This is a genomic window from Dyella lipolytica (assembly GCF_030160075.1).
Classification (GTDB): Bacteria; Pseudomonadota; Gammaproteobacteria; order Xanthomonadales; family Rhodanobacteraceae; genus Dyella_B; species Dyella_B lipolytica.
Genome location: NZ_BSNQ01000003.1, coordinates 1704615 through 1724416, shown reverse-complemented (window position 1 = coordinate 1724416; position 19802 = coordinate 1704615). Strand labels below are relative to the sequence as shown.

21 protein-coding genes are annotated in these 19802 nt (G+C 61.4%); 4 read left to right on the top strand and 17 right to left on the bottom strand.

All coding sequences use genetic code 11. The annotated features are described in order from the left end of the window. Nucleotides 1-73: 73 nt before the first annotated feature. The 3 genes from QQL64_RS09170 to QQL64_RS09160 are packed head-to-tail and all read left to right on the top strand — an operon-like array spanning nt 74 to nt 2453. Nucleotides 74-316 carry a FeoA family protein gene (locus QQL64_RS09170; protein ID WP_284398472.1) on the top strand — a complete coding sequence of 81 codons (243 nt, stop codon included), beginning with the start codon at nt 74-76 and terminating at the stop codon, nt 314-316. Then, nucleotides 313-2154 (top strand): ferrous iron transporter B, encoded by a 1842-nt coding sequence (gene feoB, locus QQL64_RS09165; protein ID WP_284398470.1) that lies wholly within the window; start codon nt 313-315, stop codon nt 2152-2154. The genes QQL64_RS09170 and feoB overlap by 4 nt, the downstream gene beginning before the upstream one ends. Next, the gene (locus tag QQL64_RS09160) at nt 2151-2453 is read left to right on the top strand and encodes a DUF6587 family protein (RefSeq protein WP_284398468.1); all 303 of its coding nucleotides are present in this window, start codon (nt 2151-2153) and stop codon (nt 2451-2453) included. The genes feoB and QQL64_RS09160 overlap by 4 nt, the downstream gene beginning before the upstream one ends. A 38-nt stretch (nt 2454-2491) precedes the next feature. Here QQL64_RS09160 and QQL64_RS09155 read toward each other — a convergent pair whose 3' ends face one another. From QQL64_RS09155 to QQL64_RS09145, 3 genes are all read right to left on the bottom strand, one after another. Next, nucleotides 2492-4099 carry a carboxyl transferase domain-containing protein gene (locus QQL64_RS09155; RefSeq protein ID WP_284398466.1) on the bottom strand — a complete coding sequence of 536 codons (1608 nt, stop codon included), beginning with the start codon at nt 4097-4099 and terminating at the stop codon, nt 2492-2494. A 158-nt stretch (nt 4100-4257) separates the two neighbouring features. Further along, a complete protein-coding gene (locus tag QQL64_RS09150) occupies nt 4258-4629 on the bottom strand; it encodes a hypothetical protein (protein WP_284398464.1) in 372 nt (123 codons plus the stop codon). 147 nt (nt 4630-4776) lie between these two features. Continuing rightward, a complete protein-coding gene (locus QQL64_RS09145) occupies nt 4777-5961 on the bottom strand; it encodes a thiolase family protein (RefSeq protein WP_284398462.1) in 1185 nt (394 codons plus the stop codon). A gap of 229 nt (nt 5962-6190) precedes the next feature. Here QQL64_RS09145 and QQL64_RS09140 point away from each other — a divergent pair, with 229 nt between their 5' ends. Next, nucleotides 6191-9052, top strand: coding sequence for an autotransporter serine protease (locus tag QQL64_RS09140; RefSeq protein WP_284398460.1), 2862 nt, complete (start codon nt 6191-6193; stop codon nt 9050-9052). Nucleotides 9053-9123: 71 nt separating this feature from the next. On the opposite strand, the gene QQL64_RS09135 is transcribed toward QQL64_RS09140, so the two are convergent. From QQL64_RS09135 to QQL64_RS09070, 14 genes are all read right to left on the bottom strand, one after another. Further along, complete coding sequence (locus tag QQL64_RS09135) at nt 9124-10281, bottom strand: isovaleryl-CoA dehydrogenase (protein WP_284398455.1); 1158 nt, start codon at nt 10279-10281, stop codon at nt 9124-9126. A 136-nt stretch (nt 10282-10417) separates the two neighbouring features. Then, nucleotides 10418-10852 (bottom strand): excinuclease, encoded by a 435-nt coding sequence (locus QQL64_RS09130; RefSeq protein ID WP_284398453.1) that lies wholly within the window; start codon nt 10850-10852, stop codon nt 10418-10420. Between the two features lie 93 nt (nt 10853-10945). Beyond that, entirely contained in the window at nt 10946-11674 is a 729-nt protein-coding gene (fabG, locus tag QQL64_RS09125; RefSeq protein WP_284398449.1) for a 3-oxoacyl-ACP reductase FabG, read from the bottom strand. Next, nucleotides 11667-12134 (bottom strand): hotdog family protein, encoded by a 468-nt coding sequence (locus tag QQL64_RS09120; protein WP_284398447.1) that lies wholly within the window; start codon nt 12132-12134, stop codon nt 11667-11669. Before QQL64_RS09120 ends, fabG begins: the two co-directional genes overlap by 8 nt. Further along, nucleotides 12131-13321, bottom strand: a complete 1191-nt coding sequence (locus QQL64_RS09115; RefSeq protein WP_284398446.1) for a beta-ketoacyl-[acyl-carrier-protein] synthase family protein — start codon at nt 13319-13321, stop codon at nt 12131-12133. The genes QQL64_RS09120 and QQL64_RS09115 overlap by 4 nt, the downstream gene beginning before the upstream one ends. Beyond that, nucleotides 13318-14037 carry a class I SAM-dependent methyltransferase gene (locus QQL64_RS09110; protein ID WP_284398444.1) on the bottom strand — a complete coding sequence of 240 codons (720 nt, stop codon included), beginning with the start codon at nt 14035-14037 and terminating at the stop codon, nt 13318-13320. Before QQL64_RS09110 ends, QQL64_RS09115 begins: the two co-directional genes overlap by 4 nt. After that, entirely contained in the window at nt 14034-14495 is a 462-nt protein-coding gene (locus QQL64_RS09105; protein WP_284398442.1) for an acyl-CoA thioesterase, read from the bottom strand. Before QQL64_RS09105 ends, QQL64_RS09110 begins: the two co-directional genes overlap by 4 nt. Then, nucleotides 14485-15453: a lysophospholipid acyltransferase family protein gene (locus tag QQL64_RS09100; protein WP_284398436.1), complete on the bottom strand. Its 969-nt coding sequence runs from the start codon at nt 15451-15453 to the stop codon at nt 14485-14487. The genes QQL64_RS09105 and QQL64_RS09100 overlap by 11 nt, the downstream gene beginning before the upstream one ends. Next, on the bottom strand, nt 15450-16085 hold the full coding sequence (locus tag QQL64_RS09095) for an ApeI family dehydratase (protein ID WP_284398434.1): 636 nt from the start codon (nt 16083-16085) through the stop codon (nt 15450-15452). Before QQL64_RS09095 ends, QQL64_RS09100 begins: the two co-directional genes overlap by 4 nt. Next, nucleotides 16082-16627, bottom strand: coding sequence for a COG4648 family protein (locus tag QQL64_RS09090; RefSeq protein ID WP_284398432.1), 546 nt, complete (start codon nt 16625-16627; stop codon nt 16082-16084). Before QQL64_RS09090 ends, QQL64_RS09095 begins: the two co-directional genes overlap by 4 nt. Beyond that, nucleotides 16615-16884 (bottom strand): phosphopantetheine-binding protein, encoded by a 270-nt coding sequence (locus tag QQL64_RS09085; RefSeq protein ID WP_284398430.1) that lies wholly within the window; start codon nt 16882-16884, stop codon nt 16615-16617. Before QQL64_RS09085 ends, QQL64_RS09090 begins: the two co-directional genes overlap by 13 nt. Continuing rightward, nucleotides 16881-17687 (bottom strand): lysophospholipid acyltransferase family protein, encoded by an 807-nt coding sequence (locus tag QQL64_RS09080; RefSeq protein WP_284398428.1) that lies wholly within the window; start codon nt 17685-17687, stop codon nt 16881-16883. Before QQL64_RS09080 ends, QQL64_RS09085 begins: the two co-directional genes overlap by 4 nt. Then, complete coding sequence (locus QQL64_RS09075) at nt 17648-18394, bottom strand: beta-ketoacyl synthase chain length factor (protein WP_284398427.1); 747 nt, start codon at nt 18392-18394, stop codon at nt 17648-17650. Before QQL64_RS09075 ends, QQL64_RS09080 begins: the two co-directional genes overlap by 40 nt. 163 nt (nt 18395-18557) lie before the next feature. Next, the gene (locus QQL64_RS09070) at nt 18558-19781 is read right to left on the bottom strand and encodes a beta-ketoacyl-ACP synthase (RefSeq protein WP_284398425.1); all 1224 of its coding nucleotides are present in this window, start codon (nt 19779-19781) and stop codon (nt 18558-18560) included. Between the last annotated feature and the right edge of the window lie 21 nt (nt 19782-19802).

The window sequence follows — 19802 nt, the reverse complement described above, 5'->3', positions numbered from 1 at the left end:
TGTACGACCGGCTGTACTAGATGCGAAAAGAGGTTACAATGCGAACCATTCTTATTTAGAAGCATAACCAACCGTGCGCCTGTCCGACCTGCCGAAAGGTGCTTCTGCCGTGGTTGAACGAGTCGATGACATCCACCCCAACGACCTGATCGCGCAACGCCTGCGCGACCTGGGTTTCGTCGAGGGCGAACGGGTGCGGCTGGTGGCGCGCGGGCCGGTCGGCGCCGATCCGCTGCTGATCCAGATCGGCTCCACCCGCTTCGCCCTGCGGCGCAGCGAGGCGGAGCGGGTAACGGTGCTGCAGGAGGTTGCATGAGCACCGGCACGCTGCGCATTGCCCTGGTAGGCAATCCCAATTGCGGCAAGACCGCCTTGTTCAACCAGCTCACCGGTGGCCGCCAGAAAGTGGCCAACTACGCCGGCGTCACGGTGGAGCGCAAGGAAGGGCGGTTCACTGCACCTTCCGGTCGTGTCCTGCAGATCCTCGATTTGCCGGGGACCTACAGTTTCGATGCCGCCAGTCCGGATGAGCAGATCACCCGCGATGTGCTGGAAGGCAATTATCCCGGCGAAGCCGCACCGGATCTGATCATTTGCGTAGCCGACGCCACCAACCTGCGACTGCATCTGCGTTTCGTGCTGGAAGTGAAGCGTCTCGGCCGGCCGGTGGTGCTTGCATTGAACATGATGGATGCGGCACGTCGTCGCGGCATCGTCATCGATGTGCCGGAACTGCAGCGTCGGTTAGGTTTGCCGGTCGTCGAAACGATTGCGGTACGGCGTGGTGGTACGCGGGCCTTGGTCGAGCGTGTCGACGGCACGTTGCCGGAGGCGCCGCAGGCACTGCCTGATGATGCGGCCAGCCGCGCCGATCTACATGCCGAAGTGCGTGAACTGCTGGCGGCGACCGTCACGATGCCGCGTGCTACGGCCGCGATCGACGATGCGTTGGATCGCTGGGCGCTGCATCCGGTGTTCGGTTTGGCGATCCTAGCGGTCGTGATGTTTCTGGTGTTCCAGGCGGTGTACGCCTCCGGCAAGCCGATGAGCGATGCGATCGGCGCTGGCTTCAGCTGGCTCGGTGTGCATGTGGCCGCGATCCTGCCTCCAGGACCGTTGCAAGGTTTGATCGTCAGCGGCCTGTTCGGCGGCATCGGCACGGTGCTCGGCTTTCTGCCGGTGATTTTGGTGTTGTTCTTCTTCATCCTCATGCTTGAGGAATCGGGCTATCTACCGCGCGCAGCGTTTTTGCTCGATCGTCTGATGGTGTCGGTGGGTTTGACCGGGCGTTCGTTCATCCCGTTGCTGTCGAGCTTCGCCTGCGCCATTCCCGGCATCATGGGCACGCGCAGCATTACCGATCCGCGCGATCGCCTGGCCACCATCCTGGTGGCGCCGCTGATGACGTGCTCGGCGCGGCTCCCGGTTTACGCGTTGCTGATCGGCGCGTTTATTCCCGCGCACCGCGTGTTCGGCGTCTTCAACTTGCAGGGTGTCGTGCTGTTCGCGTTGTACGCCGCTGGCATTGTCGGGGCGATGACGGTCGCCTGGGTGATCAAGCGTATCCGTCGCGACAAGAGCGAGCATGCGCTGCTGATGGAATTGCCGTCGTATCGCATGCCGCAGGCACGCGACGTCGCGATCGGTCTCTGGGAGCGCGGTGCGATCTTTCTCAAGCGCTTGACCGGTGTGATCCTGGCGTTGACCGTGCTGATGTGGTTTATCTCCACCTTCCCGGCACCGCCGGCCGGTGCCACCGGTGCGGCCATCAACTACAGTTTTGCCGGCTACCTTGGCCGTTTCCTGCAGCATCTTTTCGCGCCATTGGGCTTCAACTGGCAGATCAGCCTGTCGCTGATTCCGGCTTTCGCCGCGCGTGAAACTGCGGTAGCGACGCTGGCGACCGTTTACGCCGTCAGCGGCGATGCGCAAGCCGGCGGGCTTGCGCACGCGCTCACCGCCAATTTCTCGCTGGCTACGTCGCTATCGTTGCTGGTGTGGTTTGCGTTCGCGCCGCAATGCATGTCCACGCTGGCGGTGATTCGCCGCGAAACCAATTCCTGGCGCAACGTGGCGATCTCTTTCGGCTATATGTTTGTATTCGCTTATGCGGCCTCGTTTGCCACTTATCAGGTCGCGAGGTTGTTCCTGTGAGCACGAGCCTGCTTGTCCAGTACGTGGTGATCGGCGTGGTCGTGTTGGCCAGTGCGCTGTATGCCTTTCGCAAGCTGGCGCCGCTGCTGACCAATCGCTGGCTCGCCGCAGCATCGATCCATTTCAGCCAGCCCGGGCATAGCGCGTGGTTGCGTGCGTTCGGGCATCGTCTGCAACCGAAACAGGCGACGGGCAGTTGCAGTGATGGATGCAGCACGTGCGGTGCCTGCGGTCCAAAGCGGCCCGCTGCCGCGCATGGCGAAGCCATGCCTCTGGAATTTCGCCCGCGCCGGCATTGATGTGCTGCCTTTCTCCCCTCGGGAAGAGAGGCAAGGGATCACATGCGGAATACGCCGTAGCGTTGCGGTTCTATCGGTGCATTGAGCGAAGCGGAAATCGCCAGGCCAAGCACGCGACGCGTATCGACGGGATCGATGATGCCGTCGTCCCATAGCCGCGCGCTGGCGTAATACGGATGGCCCTGGCGTTCGTACTGCTCGCGGATCGGCGTCTTGAATGCATCTTCTTCTTCAGCGCTCCAGCTTTTGCCGGAGGCTTCGATGCCGTCGCGTTTCACCGTCGCCAGTACGCTGGCCGCCTGCTCGCCGCCCATCACGCTGATGCGGGCGTTCGGCCACATCCACAGGAAGCGCGCACCGTAGGCGCGGCCGCACATGGCGTAGTTGCCGGCACCGAAGCTGCCGCCGATCACCACGGTGAATTTCGGTACGTGCGAACAAGCCACGGCGGTAACCATCTTGGCGCCGTCCTTCGCGATGCCGGCGTTCTCGTATTTCTTGCCGACCATGAAACCGGTGATGTTCTGCAGGAACACCAGCGGTACGTTGCGCTGATTGCACAGTTCGATGAAATGCGCGCCCTTGAGCGCGGATTCGGAGAACAGAATGCCGTTGTTGGCGATGATGCCGACAGGGTAGCCGTGGATATGCGCAAAACCGCACACCAGGGTCTTGCCGTAGCGTGCCTTGAATTCGTGGAATTCGGAGCCGTCGACAATGCGTGCGATCACCTCGCGGATGTCGAACGGTCGGCGCGTATCTTGCGGAATCACGCCGTACAGTTCTTCAGCCGCATAACGCGGTTCGACCGGCGGGCGCAGCGCAAGCGGCATCGCTTTGCTGCGGTTGAGGCTGGCTACGATGTCGCGGGCGATCGACAGTGCATGTGCGTCGTTTTCCGCATAGTGGTCGGCCACGCCGGAGATGGATGTATGCACGTCCGCGCCACCCAGGGCTTCGGCATCCACCACTTCGCCGGTGGCGGCTTTCACCAGCGGCGGACCACCGAGAAAGATCGTGCCCTGTTCGCGCACGATGATGGTTTCGTCGCTCATGGCCGGTACGTAAGCGCCACCTGCCGTGCACGAGCCCATCACCACCGCGATCTGCGGAATGCCGAGCCCCGACATGCGCGCCTGGTTGTAGAAGATGCGGCCGAAGTGTTCCTTGTCCGGAAATACCTCGTCCTGCATCGGCAAAAACGCACCGCCGGAATCGACCAGGTAAATGCACGGCAGGCGGTTTTCCAGCGCCACCTCTTGTGCGCGCAGATGCTTCTTGACCGTCATCGGAAAATACGTGCCGCCCTTCACCGTGGCGTCGTTGGCGACGACCACGACTTCGATGCCGCACACGTGACCGATGCCGGTGATGATGCCGGCGGCTGGCGCCGCATCGTCATACATGCCGTGAGCAGCCAACGGCGAGAGCTCGAGGAAGGGCGAGCCTGGATCGAGTAGGGCGCGGATGCGCTCGCGTGGCAACAGCTTGCCTCGGGCCGTGTGTTTCTCGCGGGCTTTGGCACCGCCGCCTTCGGCGCTACGCACCATTTCGTGATGCAGGTCATCCACAAGGGAGCGCAGTTGGGTACTGCTGGCCTGGAACTCAGGGGAGCGGGGATCGATCTGCGAGGTGAGGACGCTCATGGTTTCGTCATGCGACCGTCTGGGCAAACTGTGGATGATAACGGTGTGGGTCCATCATCTGTATAACGACCCATTACGTTGGCGTTTTCATACAGAAGCGCCCATAAAAAAACCGGCCGCCAAGGGCGGCCGGTTTCCTTGAAGCCTGGACCGAAGGATTAGTTACCCTTCGTGGCGTCCTTAGCTGCAGTTGCGGCAGACTTGGCAGCGTCAGCGGCCTTGTGGGCAGCGTCGGAAGCGTCGGCAGCTGCGCTCTTCATCGCATCGCCAGCGCTCGGGGCGGCGGTGGAAGCCGGAGCGGCGGCCGGAGCAGCAGCGGTGGAAGCCGGGGCAGCAGCCGGAGCAGCAGCCGGGGTAGCGGCCGTGGAAGCGGCAGCGGCCTTCTGAGCCTGGTCGGCAGCCTGCGAAGCAGCCTGCTGGGCCTGGTCAGCCGACTTCTGTGCGTCCTGCGCAGCATCCTGCGCGCCATTGCTGCAAGCCGCCAGCAGCGCGACAAGCGCGGAGGCGAGTAGGGTACGCGTGAACTTCATGATGGATCTCCTTAGCCGTGGAATGCCAATTGGCGGATTATTAATAGCGCTTTCGCTTTAACAACGCTACCTGTTTCAACGAACTACTTTATACCGCATTAAACAACCGGCTAGTTTTTGATCACCAGCCAGTTCTTGAGGCGGAGCTTAATCCAAACGTTCCACGGCGATAGCAGTGGCTTCACCGCCGCCGATGCACAATGTTGCAATGCCGCGCCGCAAACCGCGGGTTTTCAGTGCGTTAAGCAAGGTGACCACCAACCGGCTACCGCTGGCGCCGATCGGATGGCCAAGTGCACATGCACCGCCATTGACGTTGAGCTTTTCGTGCGGGATGCCGAGTTCGCGCATGGGTGCCATGGCCACCACGGCAAAGGCTTCGTTGACCTCGAACAGGTCGACATCGCTCACCTTCCAGCCGGCCTTGTCGAGCACTTTGCTGATCGCCGAGACCGGTGCGGTGGTGAACCACTCGGGTTCTTGCGAGTGAGTGGCATGGGCAACAATACGTGCAAGCGGCTTTATCCCACGTGCTTTGGCATCGTCCGCCGACAGCAGTACGACGGCTGCTGCACCATCGGAAATGCTCGACGAACTGGCAGCGGTAATGGTGCCGTTTTCCTTGCGAAACGCCGGCTTGAGCGAGGGAACCTTGGTGATGTCCGAACGGCCCGGCTGCTCATCGGTATCGACCTGCACGTCACCCTTACGACCGGATACGGTCACCGGCACGATCTCGCCGGCGAAAGCACCCGAAGCCTGCGCGGCCTGAGCGCGCTTCACCGATTCGATGGCGAACGCATCCTGCTCTTCGCGGCTGAAGTGGTACTTGTCGGCACACAGTTCGCCGAACACGCCCATCGCCTTGCCGTCGTACGGATTGGTCAGGCCGTCCCAGGCCATGTGGTCGACCAGCTGGCCGTCGCCATAACGAATACCGGTGCGCGCGTTGACCATGTGCGGTGCATTGGTCATCGACTCCATGCCGCCGGCGACAACCACGGCAGCCGAGCCGGCCTTGATCAGATCGTGACCAAACATGATGGCCTTCATGCCCGAGCCGCAGACCTTGTTGACGGTCGTGCAGCCCGTTGCTGCGGGCAGTCCCGCCTGCAACGACGCTTGGCGAGCGGGGGCCTGGCCGAGATTGGCGGGAAGTACGCAGCCCATGATCACTTCGTTGACATCCCCGGCGGCAATGCCGGCTTGTTCGAGTGCAGCGCGAATGGCGGTGGCACCGAGCTTGGGGGTGGGCACGCCGGTGAACTGGCCAAGGAAAGAGCCGATAGCAGTGCGCTTGGCACCTGCAATGACAACGCTAACGTCCGACATAAGGGTCTCCGAAGGAGCTTTGAGGCGCACCGCGCCTGGGGAAATAACTTGCGAATTATCGCAGCCCTTGACGCAAAGCACCAAACCTATTTTTTCGTGAGAAATCACGCGCTCCGGGGTTCTTTCATTGTGACAAACTTGGTCAATAAGCTATAGGCGGAAACGTCGATTCACGTGGCGTTTTTCCGGTAGATGGTGGGGACCAACATAGCGAAATGGGGTAGGTGTTATGGCAACCGGAATGCAGGTGGGGCGTCGTCGTGAAGTGGTCGTACTGATCTGTCTGGCGTTGGGACTGAGTGCGTGCGGGGGAGGGGGCGGAAATGGCAATGTCAAGCCATCATCGACGCCATCGCCCGCTCCCACCAGCAATGTTCCAACGCCGCCCATCGATGCCCAGTTGTCGCTAACCAATACCTACGCGGCACAAAAGCAGGGTTATACCGGTGCCGGCGTCGTCATCGGCATCGTCGATAGCGGCATCATGCCGAACAATCCAGCTGTTGCCGGGCGTGTGTTGCAGGAATTTATCGACGTCGATCCAACGACCAACAACGTCAACATTCCTGATGTCGTCGGTCACGGCACATGGGTGTCGGAAATTGCCGCTGGGGCGCCCTTCGGTCAGTTTGCCGGCGGTATCGCTCCCGGAGCCAGTCTGGTCTCGGCGCGCATCATCGACGACAAAGCGCCTGACGATAACGGATCAACGCCACCCACGCCGGTAACCGGATCCGATGCCGTGCCGCTGGGTCAGGTAAACCAGCAGCTGATCAGCGTCGGCGTGAAGGTGATGAACAACTCTTGGGGCGGCATCTCGTGGAGTTCCACCGATACGGCCACTACGCAAGCGTTCGACGCCGCCTACACACCATTCGTCGTGAACAACGGCGGTTTGGTGGTATTTGCGGCTGGCAATGATTCGCAAGCCAGTCCGAGCACGATCGCTTCGCTGCCTACCGTCGCGAATGATGCGAATCTTCAAAAAGGCTGGCTGGTCGCGGTGGCGCTGAACAGCAATAACCCCACCCAGCTCGACAGCTATTCGAACAGATGCGGCACCATTGCGATGAACTACTGTCTCGCAGCGCCGGGTGATGTGATCGTGCTGGACAAGGACACGCTTGCCAGCACGACTAATCCCACGTACTACATCGTGGAAGGCACATCGTTTGCGGCGCCGGAAGTGTCTGGTGCTGCGGCGTTGGTATGGCAGGCTTATCCGTACTTCAACAATGATCTGGTGCGGCAGACGTTGCTCGGGACAGCGACTCCCTTGGGCGGCTCGCAGCCGAATCCGACTTTCGGTTATGGCGTGCTCAATGTCGGCGCCGCGGTGAACGGGCCAGAGCAGTTCAACTGGGGCAATGTCACCGTTGGTTTTACCGGTACGTCGAGCTGGAACAATCCGATTTCTGGTGCAGGCGGATTGATCATGAATGGCCCCGGCACGCTCACCCTTAGCCAGCCCTCCAGCTATATGGGCGGTACGACGGTGGGCGGCGGTACCCTGAATGCCGTGTCGCTCAACTCGAGCGTCAACATTGCATCCGGTGCAACGCTAGCGATTACGGGAAATTCTGCGGGGTCTTCGAAGCCCCTGATCAACGGCTCGGTGAACAACAGCCAGGGCACGTTGGTGGTTGGCAGTACCAATCTCACGATGACGGGGAATTACTCGCAGTCTGGCGGCAGGTTCGCGCTGTCGTTGGGATCCGCGTTGCAAGTGACGGGGAGTGCCACGCTTAGCAATACTCCGACCTTGTACGTGTATGGTGCCGATTCTGGTTATCAGATGAATTCCAGGACCATCGTACTGTCGGCGACCAAGGGTCTGACGGGAGTGTTCAATAACACGGTTACGTCGGCACCTTCGGTAGTTCTGACGGCGACGCCTGGTTACGACGCAAACGATGCGTACCTGAATGTGACGCAGGTGAATGTCGCCAACATCCAAGGCTTGCCTTACTCGGCAGCAACCTATGCCGCGGCAGAACGTGTCCAGGGTGCTTTCAATACGGTTAACAATGTGATTCAGAGCGGCGCCGCGGCGCAGCCGTTGCCCAGCAGCTTCATAAGTGCGGCGGGGAGCATTCAGCAGACGCAGACCGTCGCCGCCATGCAGCAGTCGTTGAACAGTCTTTCCGGCCAGATGTACGCGGCCAGTGCAGCGATGACGTTCGAGGCCATCGACGCCGATACGCGCGCACTGTCCGATCGCTTCGACGCCCTGCTCGACAATCCGCAGATGTACAACCTCAACAAGTTCCAGAGCTGGAAGCAGAACCTGGGATATCAGGGCAGTATGTCGCGTAGCGGTTACGACAGCCTCGGCTTCCAGCTCAACGGTTTCATGGTCGGCGGTGATCGTGGTTTGGGTAATGGTGGCGTCGTCGGTTATGCGATCAGCCAGAGTCAAGGGCTCGGCAACCTCGAACAGAGTGCGGAACAGGGCTTCAGCCGTGCGCTGGAAGGCATGATTTACGGCGGCTTCGTCCAGGGCAACTGGTACGCCATGGGCCGATTCGGCGTTGGCAGCGATTGGCAAGACACCCGCCGCGAGCTCGTGCTGGGCGGCCAGACGGCTGGTGTATCGAGTTTCAGCAATGGCCGTTACGACGTGGCTTACAGCGAAAGTGGCTATCGCTTCAATGTTGGCAACTGGAAACTCACGCCGTACGCCGATCTTGAGTATGCCAACGTCGAGCGCGATGGTTTCAACGAATTGGGCGGCGACGGCTTCGGATTGATGTCCGGCACACAGACGATCCAGCGCTGGCAGGGTGGCCTGGGCATGCGCGGTTCACGGCAGTGGATCATGGCCAACGGAACAAGTCTGAGCTTGCAGGCGCGATTGCTATGGCAGGACGCGTTCGCGATGCATGGTGTTTTACCCAACGCCAGCTTCACTGCCTTGCAGCAATTCTCTCCGATCGAAGGCATTGGCTTGTCGCGTTACGGCAGCGTCGCCGGATTGTCGCTGGATTGGCGATTCTCACCGCGTTCGAATTTGTCGTTTGGTGTCGACGAATGCAATGCGCAGCACGAGCGAGCGACGATGGGTACGCTGAACTACAGTCTGCGTTTCTAGACAGGCTGCGTCCGGAAAACAAAAAGGCCCGCCAATGGCGGGCCTTTTTTATCGCTGTTTAAGGTCGTGAATTACGCTTTACCGTGAAACAGCTCGCGGCCGATCAGCATGCGGCGGATTTCATTGGTGCCGGCGCCGATCTCGTAAAGCTTGGCGTCGCGCAGCAAACGTCCGGCAGAAAATTCATTGATATAACCATTGCCGCCCAGAGTCTGGATGGCTTCCAGTGCTACTTGCACGGCATTCTGCGAGGCGTTGAGCAGGCAAGCCGCCGGATCGATGCGCGACTTCACACCGGCGTCGAATTCCTTCGCCACCATATAGGCAAAGCCGCGCGAACTCTGCAGCTTGGTATACATGTCGGCGATCTTCGCCTGCATCACGCCGAAGGTGCCGATCGGTGCGTTGAACTGCTTGCGCTCGCGCACATAGGGCAGGGAGATATCCAGCGCTGCCTGCATCAGGCCGATCGGGCCGCCGGACAGCACCAGGCGTTCCGTATCCAGGCCGCTCATCAGCACGCGTACGCCTTCGTTCACTTCGCCGACGATGTTCTCGGCGGGAATCTCGCAATCCTCGAACACCAGTTCGCAGGTGTTGGAGCCGCGCATGCCGAGCTTGTCCAACTTTTGCGCGGTGCTGAAACCCTTCATGCCTTTTTCGATGATGAACGCGGTCATGCAGCGACTGCCCGCCACGCGCGGCGCGGTACGCATATACACCAGCAGCACGTTCGCATCGGGGCCGTTGGTGATCCACATCTTCGAGCCGTTGGCCACCCACACGTCGCCGCGTTGTTCCGCCTTGCAGCTCATCGAGCCGACCACGTCCGACCCTGCGCCCGGTTCGCTCATCGCCAGCGCACCGACGTACTCACCGGAGCACAGCTTGGGAATGTACTTGCGACGCTGCGCTTCGTTACCGTTGTGGAAGATGTTCTGCACGCACAGGTTGGAATGCGCGCCATAGGAAAGACCCACCGAACCGGAGGCGCGAGAGATTTCCTCCATCGCCACCATGTGCGCGAGGAAGCCCATGCCGGTGCCGCCGTATTCCTCGGGAACGGTGACGCCGAGCAGGCCCATGTCGCCCATCTTGCGCCACAGATCCTGCGGAAACAGGTTCTCGCGATCGATATGATCGGCGCGCGGCGCGATCTCCTTTTCCGCAAAGGCGGACACGCTTTCGCGCAACAGATCGATCTCTTCACCGAGCGGGAACGGACGCATTACAAACTCCGGGGAGGGGAATCAGCCGGGTCATTGTAGCGCAGCGGCCTTTTCCGACCCTGACGCGGCGCATCAGCCGATGGCGGAACCCCTCTCCAACCCTCCCCCGTATGCAGGGGAGGGACAGACCCCAGGCTTACTGCACCTTCGCCAGCTTGGCTTTCAGGATCACCCCGGACATCAAAAAGCCGACATGGCATTCGTAGTTCTGACTATCGCGGTATTCATTGCCATAGTCGCTGACGATATCGACCACGGCGTTGGCGCCGGCTCTCTCCGCCTGCTCCTGCAGGCCGATCAGTGCCGACTGCAGCGCCCAGTCGCAGGTGGCCTGGTCCTGCTTGCCGAATGCGTTGGTCTTGCGATTGACCATGACGTCGTTCATCACCGTGACCTGGCCGCTGGGCTTGTTGTCGGCCAGATAAAACTTGACGGTGCCATCCAGCTTGCCGCTTTGGGTGGCAGCTGCGACGGCATTCTGGAAAGGAAAGTGCACGATCTTGTCCGCGGCAAACGTAAGGCCGGGAGCGGCTAGCAACAGCGTGGCAAGGAACAGAGTCTTTGCTTTCATGTGCGTCGATCTCCTCGGTTGAGAGTACGTAGCGAACTCAGAGCCGCTAACAAAACGTAGCGAGCGGCCGCGCAGTAGTTTTGTTAGTGGCTCTCAGCAAAGTCCGCCATTCACTGCCAACACCTGGCGCGTAATGTAGCCGGCTTCCGGACTGACCAGAAACTGCACCGCCGCAGCAACCTCGTCGGCGGAGCCTGCGCGCTGCATCGGGATCACCTTCATGATCTCTTCCAGCGGCAAGTCGTCGCTGGTCATGTCCGTATCGATCAAGCCCGGCGCAACACAATTGACGGTGATCTTGCGCTTGGCCAACTCCACCGCCAGCGCCTTGGCGGCGCCGATCACGCCGGCTTTGGATGCGCTGTAATTCACCTGTCCGCGATTACCGATCAGGCCGGATACGGACGTGATGCAGACGATACGGCCAGCGCTGCGACGACGGATCATCGGCATGATCAGCGGATGCAGCACGTTGTAAAAACCATCCAGGTTGGTGCGCAGCACCTGATCCCAATCGTCGCCGGTCAGCGCGGGAAACGCGCCATCGCGGGTCAGGCCGGCATTGCACACCACGCCGTAATAAGCGCCATGTGCAGCGACATCCGCCTCGAGCGCGGTAGCGCAGGCTGCGCGATCCGCGATATCGAATTGCAGGATGCGCGCGTTGCGTCCGAGTTCGTGGATCGACGCGAGCACCTGCTCGGCTTCGTCGCGCCGGCTTCGACAATGCAGAACTACGTCGTAGCCGGCCTTGGCTAAACGCAACGCAATAGCGCGACCGATGCCGCGGCTGGAGCCGGTAACCAGAATGGTTTCAGGCATGAGGCATTTCTCCGGCAACCTGTTTGAAAAAAGCATCCGCATCGCGTGGTCGGTAGACGGTCAGGCGTGCTTCGGCATGTATGTCGGGCGCATCGATGCGGCAAGTAAAAACACCCATGCCGTGTTCGTCGTGAAACGATCGTATCGCTTCCACGTGCAAACGACTGCCAGGAGGAAACGCATCGACGTTGCATTGATAGTGCCGCGTGCCGAGCAGGAAACCCAGCTGCACCGGCTGCTGATCGGCCTGCGCGCGACAACCGGCCCACGCGGCGATGCTTTGCGCCATCAGCTCCACGCCCACCCACGCGGGCAGGCAGCCATCGTCCTCTACAAACAAGCCGTCCGGTCGCACTGTTTTTATACACACGATGCGGTCGGTTTCGATCTCCTCGATGCTGTCGAGCAGGATCATCTCGCCAGCATGCGGCACGACCTCGGCGATCGGCCATGGCTTCATGCCGGATCTCCAAGGATCAGACTGCTGTTGTTGCCGCCGAACGCAAACGAATTGCTCATCAGGTAACGCCGGCCACCGGCAGGCAGGTGATCGCCCGCTTGCACGAAGGCGAGCGATGGAAGTGCAGGATCGGCTTCGCCGTCCCAGACATGCGGGGGCAGCCGCCGTTCTGCGCGGTCGTCGGCAAGGCTCAGCCAGCAGAAGGCCGCCTCGAGTGCGCCTGCTGCGGCCAATGTGTGACCGGTCAGCGACTTGGTGGAAGAGCAGGGTACGGTTTGCCCGAACGTGGCGGCCACCGCCAGGCTTTCCATGCTGTCGTTGTGCTCGGTCGCCGTGCCGTGCAGGTTGATGTAATCGATCTGCGCGGCGTCGAGGTTCGCGTTGCGCAACGCATCTTGCATGGCTTTCTGCGCACCGGTGCCTTGCGGATCGGGCGAGGACATGTGATACGCATCCGAACTGGCACCACCTCCGAGCAATTGCACCGGACCTGCCTCGCGCGTCATCAGAAACAGTACCGCCGCTTCGCCGATATTGATGCCGCGACGATGTTGGGAGAACGGGTCGCAGCGTTGCATATCCACCGCTTCCAACGCATGGAAACCGTTGATCGCCAGCCGGCACAGCGTGTCCACGCCGCCACACAGCACGGCGTCGCAAAGTCCTAGCCGAAGCAGTCTTTGTGCGCTGAGCAGTGCACGCGCGCCGGAGGTGCAGGCTGTGGAAATGCTGTAGCACGGGCCGGCAAGTTCCAGCCATTCGGAGAGAAATGCCGCAGGCGCGCCCAGTTCCTGATGCGAATAGCGGTAATCCGCGGACCATGCGCCATCACGGCGATAGGCTCCGATACCTTGCGTCGCCTCTTCGATGCCGGTGGTGCTGGTGCCGAGCACGACGCCGATGCGCGCATGACCGTAGCGTTGGATCGCCGCGCGGATATCTATTTCGATTTCCTGTGCCGCGGCGAGTAGCAAGCGGTTGTTGCGATTGTCGCGTCGGTCGGCCAGTGCGGCAGGTATCGGTGGCAATTCCGCGTGCACACTGCCCAGCGGCGGTGCATGGCCGGGAATCCAACCTTGCTCGGCACGAATGCCGCTGGTGTCGCCTGCGAACAATGCACCGGCGATGGCGGACTTGCCCGCGCCGAGATTGCAGATGACACCTAGCGAATTCAAATACGTATTCATACGGTTTGCGGTTTACGCACAGCAGCGTTTACCAAGGTTTCCTCGCGCTGACCGGGTGGCGGTGGCGCGCGCAAACCCCAGCGTTCCAACAGGCCGAAATCCTTGGAGCGGCTCCACCACAGATAAGGGAAGGAGACGTTCTGCGCGCCGAAGACAAAACCCTGCTGGCGCAGCATGTCCAAATACTCTTCCGCACTCCTTTGCACGTCCATCGGATGCCGGAAGAACCAGCGGATCACCCAGGTATCGATATAAGCCTTGGTGGATTCGGCAAACAGCAACAAGCCACCGTTTTTCAGCACGCGCCAGAACTCGGCCAGCGCACGCTCCTGTTCCACCAGGTGATGAAAAGTCTGATGGCAGAACACGATGTCGATGCTGGCGTCCGGCAACGGAATCGCCGCGCAGTCAGCGGTCAGCACCTCCACGCGTATGCCTTCGCGCTCGGCTTCCGCTTCGGACAGGCTAATGCTGTGCGGATCGGCATCCAGCCCCAGCATCCGCGTCGGCTGGAAAGCGTCGTGCAACAAGCGGAACGATTTGCCCTGGCCGCATCCCACATCGAGCAGGCTGCCGCCTTGCGGCAACGGCTCGCCGATCAATCGCTTCAAGTCGTTGATCGCCACGCGCAGCACATGGTGCTGCCAGGTGTGGCTGCGCAGGAAATGGAACCCGATACGGGTTTCCTCGACATAAGTAGGGCTGGCGTAATTCATGTCGCGACCGAAGAAGAAGGGTTGTGCGAAACATCGTGCAGTCGGCGTTCGACCGCGTCGGTGAACACTTCGGGCGAGACCAGCTGCATCTCGCCGTTGGACAGCTTCACCGCTACCTGCACCGAACTGGCGCGGGTAAGGCGCTGGCCGCTGGCGGCATCCTGGATCAGATAGTGAATCAGCAGCCGGTTTTGCCACTCGACAAGATCGGCACGCACGGTCAGGTGCTGGCCGAAGCGTGCCGCCTGCACATAGCGCAGTTGCAGATCGATCACCGGCCACGCGTAACCGGAGGCTTTCATCTGCGTGTAGTTGTGGCCGATGTCGTCGAGCAGGGCGCAACGCGCCACTTCGAGGTATTTCACATAGTGCCCATGCCAGACCACGTCCATCGAATCGACGTCGAAAAACGGCACCACCATGTTCACGGTCGTGTGTAGTACGCCACTAGTTCGCATCGGTGGCCTCCGGCTGGGCGGGTTGCCAGTACGCGTAGAAATTGAACCACTGCTGCGGCGCCATCAAGCACTGTTGCGCAAGATGATCGGCGTAACCCTGCACCCAACCCTGGATGGTGGCATCGCGCCGGCCGCGTTCCCAATGGGCAGTATCGAGGAAAGGATCGAGGTGGATTTGATAACGACCGTCCACTTTCAGACAGCACAGCAAATTCACCGGGCATTGCAATAGACCCGCCAGCAGCCACGGCCCTTGCGGGAACGGCGCCGCGTGTCCGAGGAAATTCACCATCACGCGCCGACCGTCGTGCAGCGGTACGCGATCGCCGGCGATCGCCAGCCATTCGCCGCGTTCCACTCGTTGTGACAAGTCCAGCATCATCGCCGTATCCAGTTCGCTCACTTGGATAAGCCGCATGCTGCGATCGCCGGCTTCGCCCAGCAAGCGATTGAACTGCGCCACGTGGCGGTTATGCACCAGTACGTTGAGCGGCACCTGCTCGCCGAGCTCCGCCATCGCGCGGCATACATCCGGATTACCCAGGTGCGTGACGACCAGGATCTCGCCGCGCCCGCCATGCTGGCTGTGCAACAAGCGTGTGCGTACGCCGGATGGATCGACCAGCGTTACCTGTTCAAAGCGCAGGCGGCCGCGCCACACATCGAGGCGGTCCAGTAGATTGTCGGCAAAGGCGATGAACAGGCCGAATACGCTACCCAATGTCGGACGCAGCGACGCGTTGCCGCTCCAGTCGGCCAGATAACTCTGGTATTGCCGGATATTGCGTCGCGCGCTACGCGCCGACGCAAAGAAATACAACACGATCAGATACAGCACCGGTGTCAGCAGCCGACGCCCGAACACGCGCACACTGAACGCGGTAAGCCGCATCAGGATAAGGCTGCCGCGCTCTTTATGGGCGGACCAGTGACGTTCCTGCACAACCTGCTCGCTCATCCTACGGCGCTCCATGCCAAACGACCCGAAGAATACGCCTTGTCGCCATAGCGATAGGCGAAATGCAATTTGTGGCGTATCGGATCATGACGCAGCGTCAGATCGGCGCGGTCGCCAGGGCGCAGCAGTTGTTGGAACTTCAGTGCTTCCATCGCATGGCAACGCAGCGGCGTACCTAATAGCGAAGCGGCGAAATCCAATGCCCAGGCCACTTGTACCGCACCTGGTAGCACCGGTGCTTGCGGGAAGTGGCCCGGAAAGTAAATCAAGTCGAGTGGGATACGCAGCGCCAGCGTCCACACACCGTCGTGTTGCTGTTCGTCCAGTGGCAAGGTGTCACGCGGCAACGGTGCATGCAGCAAAGCGTCGACCTGTTGCGGCGACACCAGAGTGGGCATCGTGTCGAACAGTCGCCACACGAACGGCGAACCGGTATATCCCGCCGCGTTCACGTGCGCTTGCAAAGTATCCACCACACGCTGTCGACCTTGACGGCATAGCGCATCGATACCTTCGTCGTTGAGCGCGAGCAAGGCGCCCGGTATATCCACTCCGGCATAGCCGCAGCACGCATCGTCCACCCACGGGTGGGCGCAAAGCTGCGTGGCGAAGGGCGCTAGGTTCACACTCACGCCACGCTCCGCAAGCGCCGGCGCAGCAGCCATTCGCCGATGAACAGCGTGCCCATGATGAAGTAGACCAGCAGACCGTTGTAGAGCGTCCACCATGACAACGGCGCCCAGAGCGTCAGCACCGCCGACATCACCCCATTGAACACAAAGAATCCCACCCAGACCCAGGTGACTTTGCGCGTGTAAGGAATGGCAGCATCCGGCAGATCCGGCTCGCGCACGCGCGCGATGCGTTCAACCAGCGGCGGTCCGTAGACCAAGCTCAAGCCAAACGCACACAACAATAAGGCACTGATCAGCGTGGGATACCACCGCAGCAACGTCGCCTCGCCACTCAGCGCAAGCAACGCGCAATACACCAACGCAGCGCCGAGCATCCAGCGTCCACCCGGTTGTTTCAGCAGATACGGCGCGCGGATCAACCAGATCGCGCCGAGCACCAGCGCGAACATAGGCGGCGGCACGCGATCCATGCCGAAATAAACCACGAACGGGTAGAGCACGCCCGCCAGCGGTAAGAGGATAGAAGTCAGTTTGCGCATGCGTCCCGCTGTGCCTGCACGAAGGCGGCGAGAGTGGCGACGGTGGTGAAATGCTGGCGCGCATCCTTGGAGTCGGAAGCGATGCGAATGTCATAGCGCTTCTGCAGCGCCAGCGCCAATTCCAGCGCATCCACCGAATCGAGGCCAAGCCCTTCGCCAAACAGCGGTTGGTCGGGTGGAATGTCGTCGACGGTGACATCCTCCAGGTTGAGGGTGTCGATGATCAGTTGGGCGATTTCCTGCTGCAAGGCATTCACGCTGAAAGCTCCTTGAGGAAAAGACGGTGCAGATGTTCGTTGAGCCGGCGCGAAGCGATCGGCTGCGGTGCATCGGCAGTGAAAGATTCCGGTGCAATGTCCTGGCCTACGCGCAAAGTCACGCGCACGCGTCGCGCCGGAATGCGATACCAGGGCTCGGCCTTGGTAAGTGTGGTGGGTTTTACCGCGATGAACACCGGCGTGATAACGCGTGCGCCGCGCAACGCGATCGCCGCGGCGCCGCGGTGAAACACCGGCGGCATGCCTGGTTTGGTTCGCGTGCCTTCGGGAAAGACGATCAAGGTCTGGCCTTCACGCAACGCGTCGGCTGCCTGCTCCAGCATGTCTGGACTGCCGTTGTTGCTGACGTACTCCGCTCGCCGCACCGGGCCGCGCGTAAAGGGATTGCGCCACAAGCTTTGCTTGACGATGCAGTTGGCGTCGCGGATGTGCGCGATCAGGAACACCACGTCGATCAGCGACGGATGATTGGCGATGATCATCTGGCCGGGGCGTCCCAGTCGTTCGGCGCCTTCGAAGTCATATATCAGCACGCCACTGCGATACATGAATTGCACGTGCAGATAAAACGCCTTGCTGATGGCCGCGCGTGCGCGCCGCCTGCGAACGAGCGCGTCGCCCGGCAGCAATCCAAGCAGGGGCAGCACGATCAGCCGTAGTACCAAGCCGCCCAATCCGAACAACGCGAAACTCATGCCGGTGGCCAGCAGCCGCCAGAGGTAGTTGCCGACGCCGGAGCGCCTTACGGGATTCGCTGCCAAATCCATCGACGCGTTTTCCAAGGGTGTTCCAGTGTGCCATCCCGCGCATGCAGGGCGCGCACGAGATCCAGCGCGTGCGGCCATGCACCGGCTGCGGAATCCCCGCGATTCGGCTCCAGGCGCAGTTGCCAGCGTTCGTTGGTCCGCGTTTCAGCGCGCGATTCGATTCCTGCGACTCTCAACGCAAGAGCATACGAAAACGGTACATCGTCGATCCAGTCGTCGTAGGCGGCGGGCGGGCGCTCTTCCGCGATCACGACCAGCACCGCGGGCACACCTTCGCCGAGCAACGCGGCCGCTTCCACCATCGCATGCTCGAAGGTATCGGCCTCGCCGGCGATGGCGACCGACTCGCCACGTTGACCGCGCAAGATCGACCACTGCCCGGCGATCGCGTTATGCACCGATAGGCCGAATTGCGTAGGCGACAGCGGCTGCTCGTCGGCGACCTCGCTGAGCAGCGCAAAGGTGCGCGGCGTTTCGCCGTGACGCGAAGCAAACACCAGCGGTAATTGTTCGTGTTCGCCGCACAGCGGCCAGGCCACGTGCAGCGTCATGCGCGCAAGCCGGCTGAGCCGGCGGCGTTGCATGGCGGGAAGGAAGTCGCAGGTGGGTTGCGCATCGTCATCCGGCACAATGACGGGATGCTTGGCCCATGCCTGCCAGGCTTCGTCGGTGTCCAGCCCCGGCGCCCATGCGCGCCATTGTTCGATGCGGAAGTCCATCATGCAGAGGCCCGCGCGCCTTGCTCCTCCCCCTGCTTGCAGGGGGAGGTTGGGAGGGGGTTAGGCTTTTTCGTATGCGTGACGAACCCCTCCCCAACCCTCCCCTGCAAGCAGGGGAGGGAGTTCGCACTAAGACGCGCGTGGTGTTGGGGAGGGTGCTTGAACATCACTCGCACGCCTTGAAGATCAGCGACGTGTTGATACCACCGAACGCGAAGTTGTTATTCATCACGTAACCCGCATTGATCGCGCGTCCAGGCCCGATGATGTAATCGAGTTCAGCGCAAGCCGGGTCGGGTTCGTTGAGATTGATGGTCGGCGCAAACCAGCCATCGCGCATCATCTGCACCGCCCACCACGATTCCAGCGCACCGCAGGCGCCGAGCGTGTGGCCGACATAGCTTTTCATGGAGCTGATCGGCACGCGTGCACCCAGCACATTGGCGGTGGCGTGGCTTTCCGCGATGTCGCCGCGATCGGTCGCGGTACCGTGTGCGCTGACATAGCCGATAGCGTCCGGCGATAGCGACGCATCCTGCAACGCAAGCAGCATCGCTGTTGCCATCGTCTCGCTGGTGGGCTGAGTAATGTGATTGCCGTCGGAGTTGCAGCCGAAGCCAACGACTTCCGCATAGATGCGTGCACCGCGTGCCCGCGCGTGCTCGTATTCCTCCAGTACCAGCGTGGCGGCGCCTTCGCCCACCACCAGGCCGTCGCGGCCGCGGTCGAACGGGCGGGGCGTCAGTTTGGCTTCGTCATTGCGCGTGCTGGTGGCGAACAAGGTATCGAACACCGCCACGCCGGGACCGGAAAGTTCTTCCGCGCCACCGCACAACATCAACGTCTGCTTGCCTTGCTGGATCGTTTCATAGCCGAAGCCGATGGCCTGGCTGCCCGACGTGCATGCGCTGGATGTCGGGACGATGCGTCCTTTCAATCCGAAGAACACTCCGACGTTCACCGCCGTGGTGTGCGCCATCATCTGCACATAACTGGTGGCGGTGACGCCTTGCATGGAACCGGTTTCCAGCATGCGCCCCATCACGCGTACGGGTTCGATACTGCCGCCGGACGAGCCGTAAGCGACGCCCATGCGGCCATCGCCAATGCTGGTATCGCCGTGCAAGCCCGCATCGCGCAGTGCGCGTTCGCTGGCGGCGACCGCCAATTGCGCTACGCGGCCCATCGAGCGCAGATGTTTGCGCGGCCAGTCGGGCAATTGGAAATCATCGACCGGGCAGCCCAGTCGACTATTCAGCGAATCGAAGAAATCCCACTCCGGCATGGTGCGCACGGCATTGCGGCCTTCGCGCAGGCGCGGTTCGATCTGCGACCAGTCGTGTCCCAGTGGCGTGATGCCGCCCATGCCGGTGATAACGACGCGCTTCATCGACAAATGCTCCGTGCGAAG